Genomic DNA, 18,822 nt, shown 5'->3' with positions numbered 1-18,822 from the left:
CGGGCAGGGCCTCTTCCGGCGGCTTCTGTCCGTATTTATCCGTTGAATGTCGTATAAGTTTCAACTGCACGGATCAACTGGCGTTCGGCAGGCGCCAGTCAACCGGCTGCGCCCCCATCCCCACCAGCAGTTCGTTCGTCCTGCTGAACGGCCTGGAACCGAAGAAACCGTTGGCCGCGGACATGGGGGAGGGGTGCACCGACTCCACGGCCGGCAAGTCCCCCAGCAGCGGCCGAAGGTTGCGTGCGTCACGCCCCCACAGCACGGACACCAGCGGCTTGCCGCGCGCCGCGAGCGCGCGGATGGCCTGCTCGGTGACGGCCTCCCAGCCCTTGCCGCGGTGACCGCCGGTCTTGCGCGGGGCGGTGGTGAGCGAGCGGTTCAACAGCAGCACGCCCTGACGCGTCCACGGGGTCAGATCGCCGTTGAGCGGCCGGCCGGTCCCGATGTCCGCGTGCATCTCGCGGAAGATGTTGTCCAGGCTCGGCGGCCACGGACTCACCTCGGCGCGCCACCGAGAAGGACAGGCCCATCGCGTGCCCCGGGGTGGGGTACGGGTCCTGTCCGACGATGAGCACCTTCACCTCGTCGAAGGGCTGCTGGAACGCGCGCAGGACGTTCGCCCCCGAGGGGACGTACGTCCTTCCCGCCGCGATCTCGCCGCGCAGGAAGTCGCCCATCACGGCGATCTGCGCGGCCACCGGCTCAAGAGCCCGGGCCCAGCCCGGCTCGACGATCTCGTTCAACGGTCGTGCTGCCACGGTCGATCACTCTACTGGCTCAATCCGTCACGGCAGGACGGCGGCCCGTACGCAGAGCACGTCCGGCAGGTGCTCGGCCAGGAGCCGCCAACTGTCCCCGTCGTCGTGGCTCCCGTACAACTCCCCGTTGCGGTTGCCGAAGTAGATCCCCGCCGGGTCCCCGTCGTCGGTGCAGAGCGCGTCCCGCAGGACGGTCCCGTAGTGGTCCCCGTCCGGCAACCCCCGTGTCAGGGGCTCCCAGCGGGCCCCGGCGTCCCGGGTGCGGAACACCCGGCAGCGGTGTTCGGCCGGGACGCGGTCGGAGTCGGCGTTGAGGGGGAAGACGTACGCGGTGTCCGGCCGGTGCGGGTGGGCGGCCACCGCGAAACCGAAGTCGGAGGGCAGTCCGGCGCCGATGTCGGTCCAGTCCGTGCCCGCGTCGTCGCTGCGGTAGACCCCCCAGTGGTTCTGGAGGTACAGCCGGTCGGTGTTCCCGGCGTCCTGGGCGATCTTGTGGACGCACTGGCCGAACTCCGGGTTCGGGTCCGGCAGGAACACCGCGGAGACCCCGTGGTTCGACGGCGCCCAGCTCGCCCCGCCGTCCCTGGTCCGGAACACCCCGGCGGTGGAGACCGCCACGGTCACGGCGTCCGGGTCGCCGGGGTGCGTGATCACGGTGTGCAGGCCCTCGCCGCCGCCACCCGGCACCCAACTCCCGCGGCTGGGGTGCTCCCACAGCGGTCGGACCAGCTCGAAGGACTCGCCCCGGTCGGTCGAGCGGAACAGGGCGGCCGGTTCGGTGCCCGCGTAGACCACGTCGGGGGCCTCCGGTCCCGCGGGGTGCAACTGCCAGACGCGTTCCAGCGAGGCGCCCGTGTCCCGGGGGAACCGCACGGCGGCCGCGGCGGGCTCCCGCCAGGTCACCCCCAGGTCGTCCGAGCTGAAGACGGACGGGCCCCAGTGCGCGCTGTCCCCGCCGACCAGCAGACGGGGCGCCGGGCCCCGGGTGTCGATCGCGACCGCGGACACGGCCTGGGCGTTGAAGTGCGGCCCGTCGAACCGCCAGGGCCCGTCGTCCGTCCGTCGGCCGATGAAGAGCCCTTTGCGGGTACCCGCGAGCAGCAGAACGTCGGACATGGCCGACACCTCCGGACTTCTTTGTCCCTCACGACAGCGTTCGGCCAGTCTGCACCCGAGCGCCGACAACGGCTCGCAGGACGTACCGCGAGGTTCCCGGGTCGGGTCCTGGGGCTCCGTGACCCCGTTGTACGAGAAGTCTCGTAGTACGGGAGAAATCGTAGTACGGTGAACCTCGTACTTAGCCGCCGAGCCCGGCGCGCGTCCGCTGACACCCGGAGAGCCCGATGAGTGCTGCCCCCGCTGCGTTTGCCGCCCTTTTCCAGCCCCGCACGATCCGCTCGGTGACCATCCCGAACCGCGTGTGGATGGCTCCGATGTGCCAGTACAGCGCCGAGGCCACCGGCCCCGGGGCGGGTGCGGCCGGCCCGTGGCACTTCGCGCACTACGCCGCCCGCGCCGTCGGCGGCACCGGCCTGATCATCCAGGAGGCCACCGCGATCTCGCCGGAGGGCCGCATCTCCCCGTACGACCTCGGCATCTGGAACGACACCCAGGTCGAGGCGCTGCGCCCGATCACCGCCTTCCTGAAGTCGCAGGGCACCGTCCCCGGCATCCAGATCGCCCACGCCGGCCGGAAGTCGTCCACCGAGCGCCCCTGGATGGGCGGCCGGTCGGTCGGCCCCGAGCAGCACGGCTGGCTGCCCTCCGCCCCGAGCGCGCTGCCCTTCCACGAGGGCGACCCGATCCCGCACGAGCTGACGGTCGACCAGATCCGGGAGATCACCGCGCAGTTCGCGGACGCGGCCCGCCGCTCCCTGGACGCCGGCTTCGAGATCGTCGAGATCCACGGCGCGCACGGCTACCTCATCGGGCAGTTCCTCTCCCCGCGCAGCAACCGTCGCACCGACGAGTACGGCGGCTCCTTCGAGAACCGCACCCGCTTCGCCCTCGAGGTCGTGGACGCCGTACGGGCCGTGTGGCCCGAGGAGCTTCCGGTGTTCTTCCGGATCTCCGCCACCGACTGGCTGGAGGAGGACGGCTGGACCGGCGAGGACACCGTCCGACTGGCCGCGCTGCTGCGGGAGCACGGAGTGGACTTCCTCGACGTCTCCACCGGCGGACTCGCCCCGGACGCCAAGATTCCGGCGGCCCCCGGCTTCCAGGTGCCCTTCGCGGCCCGGGTCAAGGCCGAGACCGCGCTCCCCGTCGCCGCCGTCGGCCTGATCACCGAGCCGGCCCAGGCCGAGAAGATCCTGGCCAACGGGGAGGCCGACGCCATCCTGCTCGGCCGGGAACTGCTGCGCGACCCGTACTGGGCCCGCCGCGCGGCGGCCGAGCTGGGCGGGGAGCCGCGCACGCCCTCCCCGTACCACCGGGCCTGGTGAACCGGGTCGGCCCAGGCCCCCACGCCGGGCCGATCCCCCCGGGAGACGGCCCCGCCGGGAGACGGCCCTCCGCGCGGGCCGTCTCGTACGGCATCCCTCGTACAATGACGGCGCGAGCCATGACGGCACGAGTCACCCCGAGCGAGTGGAGCAGGACATGGCGGAACGTGAGACCACCCGCGCACTCGCCCACCCCGACCGCGCCGAGATCCGCCTGGAGGGCGTGCTGCACGCGCTCTCCGACCCGCTGCGCCTGTCCATCGTCCGGGACCTGGCCTCCTCGGACAGCGAACTGGCCTGTTCGCACTTCGCGTTGCCGATCACCAAATCGACGACCACGCACCACTTCCGGGTGCTGCGCGAGAGCGGCGTCGTACGTCAGACCTACGCGGGCACCACCAAGCTCAACGGCCTGCGCGCCGCCGACCTGGAGGCCCTCTTCCCCGGCCTGCTGGAGCGGATCCTGCGGGCGGCGACCGCGCAGGAGGCCCGCCTCGCCGCGCCGGCGGCGCCTCCCGTCACGGCGTAGGGGACGAGGGGGATCCCGCCGCGCCCAGCAGACCCGGCCAGTCCGGGATCTTGACCGAGCGGCGTCCCAGCGAGCGGCCCAGGTCGGCCTCCGCGACCTCGATGGCCAGCCAGCCCGGCCACTCCACGGGCCGCAGGCCCGCCGCCCGCAGGGCGTCCAGCGGGTCGCCCGGAAGCTCGCGCCGGGCCAGCGCCCCCGCGTCCTGGAGCAAGGAGGAGGCCGTCTCCTTGGCGCACGGCCGGTTGGTGCCGATCACCCCGGTCGGACCGCGCTTGATCCAGCCCGCCACGTACTCCCCGACCGAGGCGCGGCCCGCGCGCAGCACCCGACCCGCCGCGTGCGGGATCGTGCCCCGCGCCGCGTCGAACGGCAGGCCGGGCAGGGGCACGCCCCGGTACCCCACCGACCGCAGGACCAGCTCCGCCGGGATGTCCTCGTACACGCCCGTTCCGCTCACCCCGCCCGCGCCGTCCGGGGTGGTCCGCTCGAACCGCACGCCGGCGACCCGCCCGCCCGGACCGCCCAGCACCATCGCCGGCCGCAGGTGGAAGCGCAGGGTGATGCTCCGTTGCGTCTCCTCGGCCGCCCCGCCGTCCGCCTCGGCCCAGCCGCGCAGCACCTCCACGTTCCGCCGGGCCGCAGCGGGCAGCGCGGCCGCCGCGTCCGGGTCGAGGTAGGCCGGATCCAGGGCGAGTTCGGCGGGATCCACCCGCACGGCGACCCCCGGCAGGGTGCCCAGTTCGCGCAGTTCCTTCGTGGTGAACCGGCCTTGGGAGGGCCCGCGCCGGGCCACCATCGACACCGCCCGCAGGCCGCTGCCCGCCAGGACGCCCAGGGCCGGATGCGGCATGTCGGTCGCCGTCAGCGCGGGCGCGCCCCGGGCCAGGATGCGGGTCACGTCCACCGCGACGTTGCCCGCGCCGATCACCACCGCCGAGCGCACCCCGCCCAGCTCGAAGGCCGCGGCGTCCGGATGCCCGCTGTACCAGGACACGAAGGCCGTCGCGGAGTGCACCCCGGCCAGTTCCTCGCCGGGGATCCCCAGCAGCCGGTCCCGGGCGGCGCCGACGCAGTACACGACCGCGTGGTACAGCTCCAGCAGCCGTTCGGTGGTCAGGGCCGGGCCGCCCACCTCCACGTTGCCCAGGAAGCGGATCCGCTCGTCCTCCAGCACCGCCCGCAGGCTTCCGGTCAGCGACTTGATCTTCTCGTGGTCGGGGGCCACGCCGTACCGCACGAGCCCGTAGGGCGCCGGCAGCCGGTCCAGCACGTCGACCCGTACGCCCGGCACCTCACGCTGCTGCACCAGGGTCTGTGCGGCGTAGACCCCGCTCGGGCCCGAACCGACGACGGCGACACGAAGCACGGCGGAGCTCCTCCCGCAGGTGGTCCCAGCATGACACCGGGCCCCGCGGCCGTCAGCCCATGGCGCGCATCCGGTGGATCTCGGCGCTCTGGGTGGCCACCACCTCGGTCGCCATCTCCTCGACCGCGACGTTGTTGCCCCCGGCCAGCGCCTCGCCCGCCATCTTCACGGCGCCCTCGTGGTGGGCGATCATCAACGTGAGGAAGAGCCGGTCGAAGTCCGCGCCCCGCGCCGCGGCGAGATCCGCGAGTTGTCCCCGCGTGGCCATGCCCGGCATCGCCGCGTGATCGTGGGTTCCGGCGCCGGCGGTGGGCTCCGGGTGCCGGGCCCGCCACTTCTCCATGGCCCCGATCTCGGGTCGCTGTGCGGCGGCTATCCGTTCCGCGACCCGTTTGACCCCCTCGGCCGAGGCCCGGGTCGGGGCGAGCGCGCTCATCGTCAGGGCCTGCCCGTGGTGCTCGATCATGTGGCGCACGTACGTCTGGTCGGCGGCGTTGGGGCTGTCGTCCGGGCGTTCCCTCGCGGCCTGCTCCGGCGAGATGGTCCGCGCCTTCTCGCCCGGTCTGCCGGGGGCCACGACCACCGGCGCGTCGTCACGGGCGTCGTCCGCCGCCCCGTCCCCCCGGCAGCCGGCGAGGGTGAACAGGAGCCCGGCGGCCAGAGCCGCTCGCAGGATTCGGCCGAGTAAGGCTTTTGCCATGTCCATGGAAAGGACGATACTGCCGGGGTCCAGGTTCCGTTCCCAGGAAGGGCGGAACGCACGGGCCCCCACGGGAGGCACAGTGACCTCGCACACCGTCAGAGCGCCACGCAGGAGTCTGGGAGTGGCCATCGCGGCCGCCGGGCTCCTTTCCACGCTCCTGGCCACCGCCGCCCCGGCGGCCGCCAGCCCCGACCCGGGCGACGCCTTACCCGGCGTCGGATCCGCGCGGAACGCCGCACCCGCCCAAGGCCGCGAACTCGCCCCCGGGGAGATCCCCGGTCAGGACGAGATCGTGCACAGCCGGAACATCAAACCCCTCGCGAACATCCCCAGCGCCAACCCCGAGGGCATCAACTCGGACCTGGCCTTCCAGGGGAAGTACGCCTACGCGGGCAGCTACGACGGCTTCACCATCTACGACATCGGCAACCCCAAGGCACCCAAGACCGTCACCACGGTCCTGTGCCCCGGCGGGCAGAACGACATCTCGGTCTCCGGCGACCTGCTGTTCCTCTCCACCGACTCCTCGCGCAGCGACGACTCCTGCAACAGCGTCTCGCAACCCGCGACGGAGAAGTCCTCGTGGGAGGGCATCAAGATCTTCGACATCAAGGACAAGAAGAACCCCAAGTACATCAAGTCGGTGGAGACCGCCTGCGGTTCGCACACCCACACCCTCGTGCCGGGCGGCCGCGACATCTACCTGTACGTCTCCTCGTACTCGCCGAGCGAGGCCTTCCCCGACTGCAAGCCGCCGCACGACGGGATCTCCGTCGTCAAGGTCCCGAAGAAGGCCCCGACGAAGGCCTCGGTCGTCGCCTTCCCGGTCCTCTTCCCGGACGGCGGCAACCCGGGAGCGCCCGCCAACCCCGGTGTCTCCAAGACCACCGGCTGCCACGACATCACCGTGCTCCCCTCGAAGGACCTCGCCGCCGGCGCCTGCATGGGCGACGGCATCCTCTTCGACATCAGCAAGCCCGAGCAGCCGCGGGTCATCGACCGGGTGCAGGACAACGTGAACTTCGCGTTCTGGCACTCCGCGACCTTCAACGAACGCGCGAACAAGGTCGTGTTCACCGACGAGTTGGGCGGCGGCAGCGGCGCCACCTGCAACGCGACCACCGGCCCCGACCGGGGTGCGGACGGGATCTACGACATCACCGGGCGCGGGGACCAGCGCAAGCTGGTCTTCAAGAGCTACTTCAAGATCCCGCGCCTCCAGGCCGACACCGAGAACTGCGTCGCCCACAACGGCTCGCTGATCCCGGTCGGCGGCGGTCGCGACGTCATGGTGCAGGCCTGGTACCAGGGCGGGATCTCGGTGTGGGACTTCACCGACTCCACCCGGCCCAGGGAGATCGCCTACTTCGAGCGCGGCCCCCTGACCACCGACGCGCTCGGCCTCGGCGGTTCCTGGTCGGCGTACTACTACAACGGACACATCTACTCGAACGACATCGTCAAGGGCCTCGACGTGCTGCGGATCGACGACTGGCGCACCGAGAGCGCCAAGCGGGTGCGGATGGACGGCCTCAACGTCCAGACCCAACCCGAGTACCACTGACCCCGCTCGACGCCGGGGCACTCACCGTGCCGAGGGGAACGATCCGCCGGGCGGCCCGCCGTCCGGCGGATCGCCCATCTCCCAGTCCAACGCGTACCGCTGGAACAGCTCGGCCCGAAGCCGGGTCCCCGGCATCGGGGCTCCCGGCAACAGCACCGCCACCACCGCGCCCATCAGCAGGGCCCGCAGCAGCGGATAGTCGGTGTCCACGTCCGCGGACCCGTAGCGGGTGACCGTGTCCCTCAGCAACTCCGCGAGCCGTTGTTGCTCGACGCACTGGACGAAACCCTCCGCCTGGAGGATGCCCGCCATGTGGGTCCGCATCAGCCGCGGCCGGTCCCGGGCCAGGCCCAGGATCGCGTCGATCGCCCGGGCCAGCCGCTCGCGGCCGTCCTGCGTCGGAGGGTCCCGTTCCAGGGCCGCCTCCAGGGTCAGGTGCATCAGGCGGTGCACGGCGGACTGGAGCAACTGCCGTTTGCCGGGGAAGTAGTACGAGACCAGGCCGCGGGCCGCGCCCGCGCGGTCCGCGATGTCCCCGAGGGTCGTGGCCTCGTAGCCGCGCTCGGCGACGAGTTCGACGGTGGCTTGCAGCAGCCGCTCCCGGGAACGTCTGCGCAATTCTTCATTGACCGATGCGCTGCGCGGGGACATGCTTACTCCTGCGTTGACTGGCTGCGAGCCAATATACTCAGCGCACGAGATCGTCTGCTCTGGGCGACGCGGGGGATCGCCCAGAGCAGACTGGGTCCGGCGGTGTGGTGAAACGATTCAGTCGGGTACCTGGCGATCGTCGACGGCGGGCCCCTCCTGGCGCCGCAACAGCCGGGTGGCCCCACCGCCGACGACGATCAGAGCCACGCCGAGCCACCACGTGTCGTCGAAGACCAGCACCGCGATCCCCACCGGGATCAGCAGCCCGGCCAGCGGGAGCAGCAGCTTGGAGACCGGCGGTGCGGGCAGGCCGCGGGCCCGTGCGCGCGCCACGTCGGGGTACCAGTCGGTGAAGCGCAGGGCCGCCACGATGGCCAGGATCTGGATGATCCAGCCCGTCCAGATGTTGTTCGGGTTGTGCAGGACCAGGTCGCCGAAGGCGCCGGCGATGGCGGCCACCAGGAAGGCGAGACCCCAGACCCCGGTGATCGCGTAGTTCGTCCGCAGGAAGGCGGGCGTCTTCCAGAGCGAGGGGTCCACGCGCTCACGGGCGTACTGGAGCGTGAAGGGCATCCGCACGGCCATGGAGCCGAACGCGATGACCACCAGGGCGATGTTGGAGACCTCGCCTGCGTACGTTTCCAGCCACCGTAGGGTCCCCTGGCTCGCCGTGAGGCCCACGATGCTCAGGACCCCGAAGAACACCAGGTCGGACAGTTCCAGGAGCTTCCACGAGGAGCCGCGGTTGACCAGCCGGCCCCCGATGACGAGCGTCAGGGAGATGACCAGGGCCAGCGCCACCGCCCACTCGAACCGCCCCGGCCCCACCAGCAGCGAGAACGCGATCCAGGGGGAAATGCCGACGAAGGGACTGTTCAGGATGCCGGACACCTTGCCGGCGACGGGGGAATGGGTTGCTCTTGCCATCGGCTCCGGCCTTCCTGCCGCCCGCACCCTGCCTCACGTTCCAACGTACGCCGGACCGACGCGTTCGACGCGGGGGAGGCCGGCCGGCGCGCACGCGGGCCGGATCCGCCCGGACGGGCGCCGGGCCGGTCAGGCGCGGGGCAACAGGAAGTACGCGCCGACCCCGGCCCCGTCCACGTGCGCGACGTGCGGACCCACCCGGACCGTCCGGGTGCCGCCCGCGCACCACGACCCGTCCACACGCGCCTCACTGGCCTCGCCCGCACCCTCGCCCGACCCGCCGCCCAGGGGGATCCAGACCTCCAGGAACGTGCTGCCGTCGAGGTTGGTGCCGGTCTCCACCAGGCCGGCCCCCTCCCGGCGCAGGGTCCCCACGTCGTGGCCCGGGACGCCAACCTCGTGGTGGAAGGTGACCTGCCCGCCGTCGTACGAGGTGGTGCCGGCGAAACCGCGACTGTCCGCGTAGAACCGACCGCTCTGGAGCCACACGACGGTGTCGGTCTCCCGCAGCGGTCCGCCGTCACGACTGATTCCGGCGCGGGACCAGGCGCCGCGCGAGGGTACGTCCATGATCACAGCTCTCCGGGCGAAGCGGGCGACGCGGGGGGTTGCCCGGAGCGTGGCCGCCACAGCGTCACGAGCGCGATCAGGGCCACGCCCAGCAGCCAGCCGGCGAGCACGTCCGAGAACCAGTGGACGCCGAGGTAGAGCCGGGTGAGGCCGACCCCGAGCACCGAGACGAGGGCGAGGGTCCACGCGGCGGCCGCCATCGCCCGCGGGAACTTCTCGGGCAACAGCCAGAGCAGCGTCCCGCACACGACGGTCGCCGTCATCGCGTGCCCGGAGGGATACGCGGCGAAGTGCGCCGAGTCCACCGGGTCCGGCCACTCCGGTCGCTCCCGACCCACCAGCGCCTTCAACCCCTGCTGCACCGCCGAGGCGACGAGGGCGGCGACCGCGACCCGCAGCGCGCGGTTGCGATCGCCCCGCCACCACAGCAGGAGGCAGGCCGCCACGGCCAAGGCGCGCATGGTCCAGGGGTCCCAGACCCAGTCGGAGAGGATCCGCGTCAGGTGGGTGACCCCGGGGTGCGTCACGGCGTGCGCGTGCAGTTCCCGGGCGACCCCCTCGTCGTAGGAGATCAGCGGTTCCCACCGTCTCACCACCAGCGCCGTCAAAACGGCGGCGAGCAGCGTGCAGGAGGTCCCGGCAATCCGTACGAGGTCATTCCGCATACGGGTGATCCTCGCACCGCGCGCGGCCCGGCCCTACGTCAGCGCGCTGAGCCCCGGTACGAACGCCACCAGCAGCGGCACCGCCGGCGCCAGCGTGGCGAGCGCCGTCAGACGCAACCGGCGCACCGGCGACAGGCGGGGCGCGGCCGACAGCAGGCGCCGCACCCGCTGCGGTACGTGGGCCTGCGGGGTCGGGCAGGGGCCGAAGACTCCGCGGTCCTCGTTGAGTCCCACGAGGGCGAGCGCGATCGTGAGCCGCCCGAAGCGCCGCGAGGCCACGTCGTCGGCGGCCAGTTCCACCAGCCGGTGCATCTCGGCCTCGAACGCCGCGAACACCGGGATCTGCGGGAAGCCCTGCGCGAGCGCCCGCGAGCAGTGCAGCAACCAGTCGTGCCGGGCCGCGACGTGGCCCTGTTCGTGCGCCAGTACCGCGTCCAACTGGCTGCCCTTGAGTCGACCCAGCGCCGCGGTGCTGACCACCAGGCGCGGTACCGCCCCCGGCTGCCACCACGCCTCGGGGCGGGGCCCCTCCAGGACGACGAGCCGCGCCGCCGCGGGGTCCTCGCCGGGCAGCAGCGGGGCCCTGTCCCGCAGCGCGGCCGCTCCCACGCGCCGCCGGGCCCGCGCCCGCAGCACCTCGCGCGTCAGCATCGCGCCCGTCCACAGTCCGCCGCCCGCGAGGGCCAGCGCGGTGCCGATGGCCCAGGGGCCGCCCGTCGTACCCGGCGCGTAGGCGTCGGCCACGCCGTGCGGGGCGGACGCGAAGAGCCGGCCCCGGACCGCCGGCCAGGCGGCCGCCGCGCTCAACACCATCGACAGCGCCAGGCACAGGAGCACCGCGCCCACCACGCACTGCCACACCCACAGCGCGACGATCGGCTCACGGTCGGGCCACCGGGCCCGGGCCAGCAGGCGGGGAGCGAGCACAGCGGTCAGTGCGCCGAGCAGCAGAAGGGCGGCGGGGACCATCATGGTCGCCAGCCTATGAGCGCGGGACCACCCCCGGGTATCGCCTCGGCGCATTGGTGACGCAGGACACGTCTGGCGCGGCCCGCCCGCCTCACATGACCGGCAACATCGCCAACATGCCGATGCCCATGGCGAGTCGGCAGGCCCGGGTCAGTTCGCCGGTCCCCGCGACGGCCGACGCGAGGGGGTGCCCGCCCGCCGCGGACAGCACGGGCCGGCCGCCCCCGCCGGCCATCAGCCGGGCCCCGCCGAGCAGGACGTACGCCGTGAAGTAGACGAGCAGGACCCCGGTCACCAGCGGCACCCCCCGGGCCGCGGCGGCCGGGCCGTGCCCGTGCCCGGCGGTCATCGCCAGGCCCTGGTACGCCATGTAGGCCATCGCCAGGGAGCCCACCAGGTGGTGCGCGTGGTGGGCGCCGTCGCGCAACAGCCACAGCGCGTGCGCGGCGGTGGCGCAGAACGCGACCAGCAGGATCCGCGCACCCCACGCCCCGGTCCCCGCCGGCACGGCCATCACGGCCATCCCGATGCCCATCACGGCCTCGCCCACCGCCGGGCCCCGACCCCCGTGGCCGGCTCTGCGCGCGCGCAGCAGGCAGTAGGTGCCGCTCACGGCGCAGAGCAGCACGAGCAGCCAGGCGGAGAAGAGGGAGGAGATGGAGAACATCGCGGATCCGTGCACGGCGGAACCCCCCGGTTCGTCGGCGTCACCGGAAGTGATGCCCCTGTCCACGGGTCCGCACGCCGACCCGGGTTAGGCTCTGCGTACCGTGCCGGGCGCGGCATGTGCCCTGAGGAAGAACGGAGCCGTCGATGTCGACCGCCCACCCCACCGAACTGAGTTACCGCAGCGCCGTCGAGGCCGACGTGCCGGAACTGGTGGCGCTCGTCGAGTCGGCCTACCGGGGGGACGCCAGCCGCGGCGGCTGGACGACCGAGGCGGACCACCTCGACGGACAGCGCACCGACGAGAACGGCGTCCGCCAGGTCATCGGCGGCCCCGACAGCGTGCTCCTCGTCGTCGAACGCGCGGGCGAGATCGTCGCCTGCTGCCACCTCGCGCACCGGGGCGACCACGCGTACTTCGGGATGTTCGCCGTCCGCCCCGGCCTCCAGGGCGGCGGCCTCGGCAAGGAGATCCTGGCCGAGGCGGAGCGGCGTGCCCGCGAGCAGTGGGGCGTCAAGGAGATGCGGATGACGGTGATCAACGTGCGGGAGGAGCTCATCGCCTACTACGTGCGCCGCGGCTACGCGCGCACCGGCGAGCTGAGCCCCTTCCCGTACGGAGACGAGCGCTTCGGCAAGCCGCGCCGCGCGGACCTGGCCTTCGAGCTGCTGGTCAAGTCCCTCTAGTGCGGTGGCCGCCGCGGGCGGTCAGGCGGTGAAGCGGCCCGTGCTGCGGATCTCCGGGAAGTCCGTGATCACGCCGTCCAGCTGGAGGGCCCGCGCCAACCGCAGGTGATCCAGGGTGTTGACGGTCCAACCGGTGACCCGCAGTCCCGCCGCGTGGAGCGACTCCACGCTCGCCAGGTTGAGCCGGTGGATGTCCAGGGCGACGGTCTCGGCTCGCGCGGCCACCGCCCGGTCCTCGACGACCCCGCGCTGCTCCTCGTGCCGGTCGGCGTAGAGGCAGCCGCGCACGCCCGGCACCAGCCGGGTGACCTCCGCGAGCACCTCGTCGTCGAACGAGGCGACCTCGACCCGGGAGGTCAGGTCGCAGCGCAGGATCCACCGGGCGAGCGCCTCGGCGGTGGCCGGATCCTGGACGCGGACCTGGAGCGGTACCTCCAGCGCGTCCGACACCTCGTCCAGGACCGGCACCCGCTCGCCCTGACCGGCGTCCAGCGCGCGCAGTTCGGCCAGGGTCAGATCGGCGACGGGACCCGCCCCGTCGGTGGTGCGGTCCACCTCCTCGTCGTGGAGCACGACGAGGGCGCCGTCCTTGCTCAGGCGCACGTCCAGGGCGATGACGTCCATGCCGGATCGCTGGGCGCGGGCGAACGACCGCAGCGTGTTCTCCGGTTCGACACCCATGACCCCGCGGTGACCGATGGTGAGGAAAGTCAAGGTTCTCTCGCTTCCGTCGACGGCGGCTCCCCGCACGGTCGCGGTGTCCCGACCGGCCGCGCGCGGTGAGGCGCATGCTAGTGCGCCGGGCGTGCGATGAGACCGTCCGTGCGGGGGCGCGGAGGAGCGCGCCGGCCTTTCGCCGCCGGGTTCCCGCCGCCCGCCGGGCCGTCGTCGCGTCACCCGGGCGTGGGCGCGTCCCCATCGGCTTGACGGACGTACCGCGGGCACCCGCGACTCAGGCGCCGGCGCCGGCCCCGCCGGCCGCCTCGACCTCGGCCAAGTCGGCGAGCAGGGCGTCGGCCAGCTCCAGCTCGGCCAGGTGCTGTCGCTCGCTCCAGCGCAGCGCGAGCGTGGGGAAGGCCCACTCGCCCACCCCGGCGGCGTGCTCCATGGCCTCCCGGACGGCCGCCAGTTCGCCCCGGGTCCGTTCGAGGTGGTCCTCCACCATCGCCCGCAGGAGCGCCGGTTCGGCCAGGTGTCCGAGCCAGATCCGCAGCAGCAGTCCGTGCTTGAGGATCGGGGGCCCCGCCTCGGCGGTGTCCGAGGCCCACCCGGCCAGGGCCGCGCGTCCGGCGTCGGTGATCGCGTAGCGCCGTTTGGTCCGTACCTCCTCGGGGCCGGATCGGACGGAGGCCGCGTACCCCAGTTCCTCCAGGCGGCGCAGCTCGGCGTAGATCTGGCTGATGGCCGGCGACCAGTAGAAGAAGCGCAGGGAGGAGTCCGCCCACTTCTTCAGCTCGTAGCCCGTGCGCTCCCCGGGGAAGGACAGCAGACCGAGAACCGCCCACGCGGTCGGCGGAAGGGCCTGCGGGAGGTCTTGCTTCTCCAGCCTCTGACTACTAGTCATATTCCGAATCGAAGCAAGGCCGGGCACGGGACGCAACTCTGGAGGCATCGTGAAATTCTCCGTGATCTTCGAAGCTCAGCTGGCCGACCCGACCGCGGAACGGGAACACCAGGTCATCCGCGACTGCGTCGAGCAGGCCGTATGCGCCGAACGCATGGGATTCGACCGGATCTGGGCCGTCGAGCACCACTCGTTGAAGTGGTACGCGCACATGTCCGCCCCGGAGATCTTCCTCACCTGGGTCGCGGCCCGGACGGACACCATACGCATCGGGCACGGCGTCGTGTGCATGCCCTTCAACTTCAACCACCCGGTCCGGGTCGCCGAGCGCGCCGCCATGCTCGACCTGTTGTCCGGCGGGCGGCTCGACCTGGGTGCCGGGCGGGGCGGCACCGCGCAGGAGACCTCCCTGTGCGGGGTGGACAAGGACCGGACCACCGCCGAGGTGGAGGAGGCGCTGCGGATCATCGGCAGGGCCTGGCAGGAGGAGGAGTTGGAGTACCACGGCGAACTGCTCGACATCGGCCCGCACCCGATCCTGCCCCGCCCGGCCCAGACCCCGCACCCACCGCTCTTCCTGGCGTGCAGCCGCGCCGAGACCCTCGTACGGGCCGCCGAGCTGGGCGTCGGGGCGCTGGTGATGGGCTTCGCCGGGCCGGAGTCGATCGCGCGGATGCGGGCCGTGTACGACGGGGCGATCGCCGGGCGGGACGGGGCGCGCTTCGTGTCGAGCGCGGTCAACGACCACTTCTCGGTGCTCTGTCCGACGATCGTGCTCGACGACCCGGCCGAGGCCCGCCGGATCGGTGTGCGCGGGCAGCGCTTCTTCGCCCAGTCGATCGGCCATTGGTACGGCGGGGCAGGCGTCCCGGACGAGGCGGTGGTGGCGGGCGCCGACGAGCCGGCGCAGATGCGCAGGGCCGCAGAGCAGGTCGTGGCCCGGCTGCACGAGCAGGACATCCCGGTGCGGCCCACCGCGACGGCCACCTTCAACGCCGACCACGCCTACGGGAGCGCCGAAGACGCCATCGCCCATGTGGAACGCCTCCGGGCGGCCGGCGCGGACGAGGTGATGTGCCTGGTCCAGATGGGCACGGTGCCGCAGGAGGCCTGCATGGAGACGCTGCGTCAGTGGGGCGAGCACGTCATCCCGCACTTTCGCGACTGCCGGGAGTGAGCAGGATCACGGAGGGCCGGGAACGGGCCCGGTTTCCCCGGTCAACGGCTTTCCCGGCGGGCGCGGCCGCCGGGCCCGAAGCGGTCCCGGGGGCGTTCCCGCAGGTCCGCGAGGTGCCGCGACGGAATACCGGAGGCGCGGCCTCCACCGAGAAGGACGGGAAGAATTTCGGTGAAGCGGGGGGTGAGGCAGGATAATTTCCCGACTTCTCTCTTGAGTGGGAGAGCCTCACATGCATACGCTGTCTTGACGTGAGGTTCTCCTGTGGAGGAAGTGACATGACGGAAACTCTTGTGCCGGGCGTCGGCGGTGCCGTGACAACCGCGGAAACGCGGGTAGTGGACCAGCCCGCGTGGCTCGCGCTCAAGGCCGCCGTGGAGGAGATCCGCCCCTGGCAGTCGACCGACGGCTCGATCGACTTCGAAGCCGAGGGAGCCCCCGCCCGCGTCGAGGTCGAGGCCGTCGTGGAGCGCGTCGCGGACGCCGTGCTCGCGCTGTCCCCGCTGCTGCCGCACGCCACCGAGTACCACGCCGCGCTCGTCGCGGACCTGCGCAAGTGGGTCGCGGACGACTTCCGCGTGCCGGACTTCCTCGACTCCCTGCTGGCCTTCCACCCCGCCTCCGGGCGCGCGGACGGCCTCCAGCACCTCGTGGTCTTCCCCATGTACACGCAGAACGGCAACCCGGACCGCAACTTCGAGGCCGTCGTGCTGAAGATGGTGTGGCCCGAGTGGCTCGCCGAGCTGGAGCGCACCCGGTACGACAACCCGCTCTTCCTCGGCATCACCTTCGAGGACTTCACCCCGGGTTACGACACCCACTCCGCCGTGCTCTTCCCGGAGACCATCGCCGTGCGCGAGGCCCCCGAGCGCTTCACCTGGGGCGGCATCTTCTGCGACCGCGAGGCCGCGCGCTACCGCCGGGTCACCGAGGCCGCCGTGGACATCCTGGGCATCGAGCTGCCCGAGGACATCGCCGCCATGGTCGAGGACCAGCACCGCTGCGAGAAGGCCTTCGTGCTGTGGGACATGGTCCACGACCGCACCCACAGCCACGGCGACCTGCCCTTCGACCCCTTCATGATCAAGCAGCGCCAGCCGTTCTGGATGTACGGCCTGGAAGAGCTGCGCTGCGACCTCACCGCCTTCAAGGAGGCGGTGAAGCTGGAGTCCGAGGGCAACGAGCACGGCCGTGACGTGCAGTACGCCGTCCTCTTCGACCGGATGTTCCGCTTCCCGGTCTCCGGCGACCGCAACCGCAACTACGACGGCCTCGGCGGCCAGCTGCTCTTCGCGTACCTCCACAAGCACGACGTCGTGCGCTGGACGGACAACAAGCTGAAGATCGACTGGATGCGCGCGCCGCAGGTCACCAACCAGCTCTGCGCCGAGATCGAGGACCTCTACCGGGCCGGCATCGACCGCCCGAAGCTCGTCCACTGGTTCAAGGCATACGAGCTGGTCTCCACCTACCTCGCCCCGCACCCGGGGTCCAAGTGGGCGAAGGGCCCCGACGCCCTCGACCTCACCCTGCCGCCGCGCAAGCTCGTCGACGACGTGCTCGCGGACGAGTTTCCCCTGAGCATGTTCTATGAGGCCCTCGCCAAAAAGCTCAAGGGTGTGATCGCCTCCACGAAGGGCATCACCGCCCTGAACGCCGAGACGGCCGAGCAGGCCGCCGCGTGAGCCCTCGCCCACAGGAGGCTGCACAGATGAACGGCTCCGGTAACACCGGCAACGGTGACGGGAAGCTGCACGGAGCGGTGATCGCGGTGGCCGGGGCCGGTGGGCCCGCCGGCCAGGCAGCCCTGCTCCGCCTCGCCGAGGCGGGCGCGGTGGTCGTCGCGGCCGACGCCGACCCGACGCGCCTCGCGGAGGCCGTGGACGCGGCCCGCTACGCCCACGGCGGCGCCACCGTCGTCGGCGACACCGTCGACCTGCTCGACCTGGAGGCCACCAAGGCCTGGGCCGAGCGCACCGAGAAGGAGTTCGGCCGGGTGGACGGCCTCGTCCACCTCGTCGGAGGCTGGCGCGGCAGCAAGACCTTCACCGACGCCGACCTGACGGACTGGGCCTTCCTGGAGAAGCTCCTCATCCGCACCGTCCAGCACACTTCGCTCGCGTTCCACGACGGCCTGCTGCGCAGCGACCGCGGGCGCTACGTCCTGATCAGCCAGTCCGGCGCGCACAAGCCGGTCGCCAACAACGCCGCGTACAACGCGGGCAAGGCGGCGGCCGAGGCCTGGACGCTCGCCATGGCGGACTCCTTCCGCAAGGCGGGGGGCGAGGACGGCCCGAACGCCGCGGCTGCGATCCTGGTCATCAAGGCACTGGTGCACGACGCGATGCGCGCCGAGCGTCCCACTGCGAAGTTCGCGGGCTTCACCGACGTCAAGGAGCTGGCCGAGGCCATCGCCGGCGTCTGGGAGCGGCCCGCACCCGATGTGAACGGACAGCGTCTGTGGCTCACTCCGCAACCGTGAGAACCGCGAGCGGGAAGACCGATGCGCACCGCCACCACGATCCGGCGGTGCGCGGATTCGCCAGCGACAACTACGCGGGGGTGCATCCGGAGATCCTGGAGGCCATCGCGTTGGCCAACGGGGGCCACCAGGTCTCCTACGGCGACGACGAGTACACCGAACACCTGCAGAAGATCTTCCGCAGCCACTTCGGCCCGTACGCGCAGGCCTACCCGGTCTTCAACGGCACCGGTGCGAACGTCACGGCCCTCCAGGCCCTGACGGACCGCTGGGGCGCGGTGGTCTGCGCCGAGTCGGCGCACATCAACGTGGACGAGGGCGGCGCGCCCGAGCGGATGGCCGGGCTCAAGCTGCTCACCGTCCCCACTCCGGACGGCAAGCTCACCCCCGAGCTGATCGACCGGCAGGCCTGGGGCTGGGAGGACGAGCACCGCGCGATGCCGCAGGTCGTGTCGATCACCCAGAACACGGAGCTCGGCACCGTCTACACGGTCGACGAGATCCGGGCCATCTGCGAGCACGCCCACGGCATGGGCATGAAGGTGCACCTCGACGGCGCGCGGATAGCGAACGCCGCCGCCGCGCTCGACGTGCCGATGCGCGCCTTCACCAACGCCGTCGGCGTGGACGTCCTGTCGTACGGCGGGACCAAGAACGGCATGATGTTCGGCGAGGCGGTCGTGGTGCTGAACCCCGACGCGGTCCGGCAGATGAAGCACATCCGCAAGATGTCGATGCAACTCGCGTCCAAGATGCGCTTCGTGTCGGTGCAGTTGGAGGCCCTGCTCGCCAAGGACCTGTGGCTGCGCAACGCGCGGCACGCCAACGCGATGGCGCGCCGGCTGGCTGCCGGCGTCCGGGAGACCGACGGCGTCGAGATCCTCTACCCGGTGCAGGCCAACGCGGTCTTCGCACGACTGCCGCACGCGGTGACGCGCCGGCTCCAAGAGCGGTTCCGCTTCTACTTCTGGGACGAGATCGCCGGTGACGTGCGCTGGATGTGCAGCTACGACACCCAGGAGGAGGACGTCGACGCCTTCCTCCAGGCGTTGAAGGAAGAGCTGGCCCGGTAGGGCCGCCGCTCGACCGCCCATAAT

The 18,822-nt window shown here is 72.1% G+C and carries 19 protein-coding genes and 1 pseudogene; 8 read left to right on the top strand and 12 right to left on the bottom strand.

The features are described 5' to 3' along the window. Positions 1 to 73: 73 nt before the first annotated feature. Positions 74 to 761: pseudogene (locus ACIRO3_RS08015) on the bottom strand (uracil-DNA glycosylase). A gap of 27 nt (positions 762 to 788) precedes the next feature. Beyond that, positions 789 to 1,877 carry a WD40/YVTN/BNR-like repeat-containing protein gene (locus tag ACIRO3_RS08010; RefSeq protein WP_404133723.1) on the bottom strand — a complete coding sequence of 363 codons (1,089 nt, stop codon included), beginning with the start codon at positions 1,875 to 1,877 and terminating at the stop codon, positions 789 to 791. 227 nt (positions 1,878 to 2,104) lie between these two features. Here ACIRO3_RS08010 and ACIRO3_RS08005 point away from each other — a divergent pair, with 227 nt between their 5' ends. Then, entirely contained in the window at positions 2,105 to 3,205 is a 1,101-nt protein-coding gene (locus ACIRO3_RS08005) for an NADH:flavin oxidoreductase/NADH oxidase (RefSeq protein ID WP_404133720.1), read from the top strand. 157 nt (positions 3,206 to 3,362) lie between these two features. Beyond that, positions 3,363 to 3,734 (top strand): helix-turn-helix domain-containing protein, encoded by a 372-nt coding sequence (locus ACIRO3_RS08000; protein ID WP_361776649.1) that lies wholly within the window; start codon positions 3,363 to 3,365, stop codon positions 3,732 to 3,734. Here the strand turns inward: ACIRO3_RS08000 and ACIRO3_RS07995 are convergent. Both ACIRO3_RS07995 and ACIRO3_RS07990 read right to left on the bottom strand, forming a co-directional pair. Further along, positions 3,724 to 5,100: an FAD-dependent oxidoreductase gene (locus ACIRO3_RS07995; RefSeq protein WP_404133717.1), complete on the bottom strand. Its 1,377-nt coding sequence runs from the start codon at positions 5,098 to 5,100 to the stop codon at positions 3,724 to 3,726. The genes ACIRO3_RS08000 and ACIRO3_RS07995 overlap by 11 nt on opposite strands. Positions 5,101 to 5,152: 52 nt before the next feature. Then, positions 5,153 to 5,806, bottom strand: a complete 654-nt coding sequence (locus ACIRO3_RS07990; protein WP_404133714.1) for a DUF305 domain-containing protein — start codon at positions 5,804 to 5,806, stop codon at positions 5,153 to 5,155. A gap of 76 nt (positions 5,807 to 5,882) precedes the next feature. Between ACIRO3_RS07990 and ACIRO3_RS07985 the strand changes: the two genes are divergently transcribed. After that, on the top strand, positions 5,883 to 7,367 hold the full coding sequence (locus ACIRO3_RS07985) for an LVIVD repeat-containing protein (protein WP_404133712.1): 1,485 nt from the start codon (positions 5,883 to 5,885) through the stop codon (positions 7,365 to 7,367). Between the two features lie 21 nt (positions 7,368 to 7,388). Here the strand turns inward: ACIRO3_RS07985 and ACIRO3_RS07980 are convergent, their stop codons facing one another. The 6 genes from ACIRO3_RS07980 to ACIRO3_RS07955 form a co-directional block, all read right to left on the bottom strand. Beyond that, entirely contained in the window at positions 7,389 to 8,018 is a 630-nt protein-coding gene (locus ACIRO3_RS07980) for a helix-turn-helix domain-containing protein (RefSeq protein WP_361776637.1), read from the bottom strand. Positions 8,019 to 8,135: 117 nt separating this feature from the next. Beyond that, the gene (locus ACIRO3_RS07975) at positions 8,136 to 8,945 is read right to left on the bottom strand and encodes a hypothetical protein (RefSeq protein WP_404133709.1); all 810 of its coding nucleotides are present in this window, start codon (positions 8,943 to 8,945) and stop codon (positions 8,136 to 8,138) included. 129 nt (positions 8,946 to 9,074) lie between these two features. Continuing rightward, complete coding sequence (locus ACIRO3_RS07970) at positions 9,075 to 9,515, bottom strand: hypothetical protein (protein WP_404133707.1); 441 nt, start codon at positions 9,513 to 9,515, stop codon at positions 9,075 to 9,077. A 2-nt stretch (positions 9,516 to 9,517) separates the two neighbouring features. Then, positions 9,518 to 10,180, bottom strand: a complete 663-nt coding sequence (locus ACIRO3_RS07965; RefSeq protein WP_404133704.1) for a phosphatase PAP2 family protein — start codon at positions 10,178 to 10,180, stop codon at positions 9,518 to 9,520. A gap of 33 nt (positions 10,181 to 10,213) precedes the next feature. Then, complete coding sequence (locus ACIRO3_RS07960) at positions 10,214 to 11,152, bottom strand: M56 family metallopeptidase (protein ID WP_404133701.1); 939 nt, start codon at positions 11,150 to 11,152, stop codon at positions 10,214 to 10,216. 88 nt (positions 11,153 to 11,240) lie between these two features. Then, on the bottom strand, positions 11,241 to 11,816 hold the full coding sequence (locus ACIRO3_RS07955) for a DUF5134 domain-containing protein (RefSeq protein ID WP_404133698.1): 576 nt from the start codon (positions 11,814 to 11,816) through the stop codon (positions 11,241 to 11,243). A gap of 146 nt (positions 11,817 to 11,962) precedes the next feature. On the opposite strand from ACIRO3_RS07955, the gene ACIRO3_RS07950 reads away from it, so the two are divergent. Beyond that, the gene (locus ACIRO3_RS07950) at positions 11,963 to 12,502 is read left to right on the top strand and encodes a GNAT family N-acetyltransferase (RefSeq protein ID WP_404133695.1); all 540 of its coding nucleotides are present in this window, start codon (positions 11,963 to 11,965) and stop codon (positions 12,500 to 12,502) included. A 21-nt stretch (positions 12,503 to 12,523) separates the two neighbouring features. Here ACIRO3_RS07950 and ACIRO3_RS07945 read toward each other — a convergent pair whose 3' ends face one another. Then, on the bottom strand, positions 12,524 to 13,216 hold the full coding sequence (locus tag ACIRO3_RS07945; RefSeq protein ID WP_404133692.1) for a glycerophosphodiester phosphodiesterase: 693 nt from the start codon (positions 13,214 to 13,216) through the stop codon (positions 12,524 to 12,526). 238 nt (positions 13,217 to 13,454) lie between these two features. Continuing rightward, positions 13,455 to 14,066: a PadR family transcriptional regulator gene (locus tag ACIRO3_RS07940; RefSeq protein WP_404133690.1), complete on the bottom strand. Its 612-nt coding sequence runs from the start codon at positions 14,064 to 14,066 to the stop codon at positions 13,455 to 13,457. 49 nt (positions 14,067 to 14,115) lie between these two features. Between ACIRO3_RS07940 and ACIRO3_RS07935 the strand changes: the two genes are divergently transcribed. The 4 genes from ACIRO3_RS07935 (at position 14,116) to ACIRO3_RS07920 (ending at position 18,798) form a co-directional block, all read left to right on the top strand. Next, positions 14,116 to 15,243, top strand: coding sequence for an LLM class flavin-dependent oxidoreductase (locus ACIRO3_RS07935; RefSeq protein WP_361776610.1), 1,128 nt, complete (start codon positions 14,116 to 14,118; stop codon positions 15,241 to 15,243). A gap of 278 nt (positions 15,244 to 15,521) precedes the next feature. Next, a complete protein-coding gene (locus ACIRO3_RS07930) occupies positions 15,522 to 16,928 on the top strand; it encodes a DUF6421 family protein (RefSeq protein WP_361776607.1) in 1,407 nt (468 codons plus the stop codon). A 26-nt stretch (positions 16,929 to 16,954) separates the two neighbouring features. After that, positions 16,955 to 17,725, top strand: coding sequence for an SDR family NAD(P)-dependent oxidoreductase (locus tag ACIRO3_RS07925; RefSeq protein ID WP_361776604.1), 771 nt, complete (start codon positions 16,955 to 16,957; stop codon positions 17,723 to 17,725). After that, positions 17,704 to 18,798, top strand: a complete 1,095-nt coding sequence (locus tag ACIRO3_RS07920) for a threonine aldolase family protein (protein ID WP_404133686.1) — start codon at positions 17,704 to 17,706, stop codon at positions 18,796 to 18,798. Before ACIRO3_RS07925 ends, ACIRO3_RS07920 begins: the two co-directional genes overlap by 22 nt. The last annotated feature ends 24 nt before the right edge of the window (positions 18,799 to 18,822 follow it).

The organism is Streptomyces sp. NPDC102278 (assembly GCF_044766345.1).
Classification (GTDB): Bacteria; Actinomycetota; Actinomycetes; order Streptomycetales; family Streptomycetaceae; genus Streptomyces.
The sequence above is the reverse complement of the archived record's forward strand: the minus strand, read 5'-3'. Positions and strand labels throughout refer to the sequence as shown.

What these genes read in the sequence shown, in the direction of transcription:
- ACIRO3_RS07980 (WP_361776637.1), bottom strand. Translation starts at nt 8,018, where the DNA reads ATGTCCCCGCGCAGCGCATCGGTCAATGAAGAATTGCGCAGACGTTCC.
- ACIRO3_RS08000 (WP_361776649.1), top strand. Translation starts at nt 3,363, where the DNA reads ATGGCGGAACGTGAGACCACCCGCGCACTCGCCCACCCCGACCGCGCC.
- ACIRO3_RS07925 (WP_361776604.1), top strand. Translation starts at nt 16,955, where the DNA reads ATGAACGGCTCCGGTAACACCGGCAACGGTGACGGGAAGCTGCACGGA.
- ACIRO3_RS07950 (WP_404133695.1), top strand. Translation starts at nt 11,963, where the DNA reads ATGTCGACCGCCCACCCCACCGAACTGAGTTACCGCAGCGCCGTCGAG.
- ACIRO3_RS07970 (WP_404133707.1), bottom strand. Translation starts at nt 9,515, where the DNA reads ATGGACGTACCCTCGCGCGGCGCCTGGTCCCGCGCCGGAATCAGTCGT.
- ACIRO3_RS07930 (WP_361776607.1), top strand. Translation starts at nt 15,522, where the DNA reads ATGACGGAAACTCTTGTGCCGGGCGTCGGCGGTGCCGTGACAACCGCG.
- ACIRO3_RS07960 (WP_404133701.1), bottom strand. Translation starts at nt 11,152, where the DNA reads ATGATGGTCCCCGCCGCCCTTCTGCTGCTCGGCGCACTGACCGCTGTG.
- ACIRO3_RS07990 (WP_404133714.1), bottom strand. Translation starts at nt 5,806, where the DNA reads ATGGACATGGCAAAAGCCTTACTCGGCCGAATCCTGCGAGCGGCTCTG.
- ACIRO3_RS07940 (WP_404133690.1), bottom strand. Translation starts at nt 14,066, where the DNA reads ATGACTAGTAGTCAGAGGCTGGAGAAGCAAGACCTCCCGCAGGCCCTT.
- ACIRO3_RS07975 (WP_404133709.1), bottom strand. Translation starts at nt 8,945, where the DNA reads ATGGCAAGAGCAACCCATTCCCCCGTCGCCGGCAAGGTGTCCGGCATC.
- ACIRO3_RS07955 (WP_404133698.1), bottom strand. Translation starts at nt 11,816, where the DNA reads ATGTTCTCCATCTCCTCCCTCTTCTCCGCCTGGCTGCTCGTGCTGCTC.
- ACIRO3_RS08010 (WP_404133723.1), bottom strand. Translation starts at nt 1,877, where the DNA reads ATGTCCGACGTTCTGCTGCTCGCGGGTACCCGCAAAGGGCTCTTCATC.
- ACIRO3_RS08005 (WP_404133720.1), top strand. Translation starts at nt 2,105, where the DNA reads ATGAGTGCTGCCCCCGCTGCGTTTGCCGCCCTTTTCCAGCCCCGCACG.
- ACIRO3_RS07965 (WP_404133704.1), bottom strand. Translation starts at nt 10,180, where the DNA reads ATGCGGAATGACCTCGTACGGATTGCCGGGACCTCCTGCACGCTGCTC.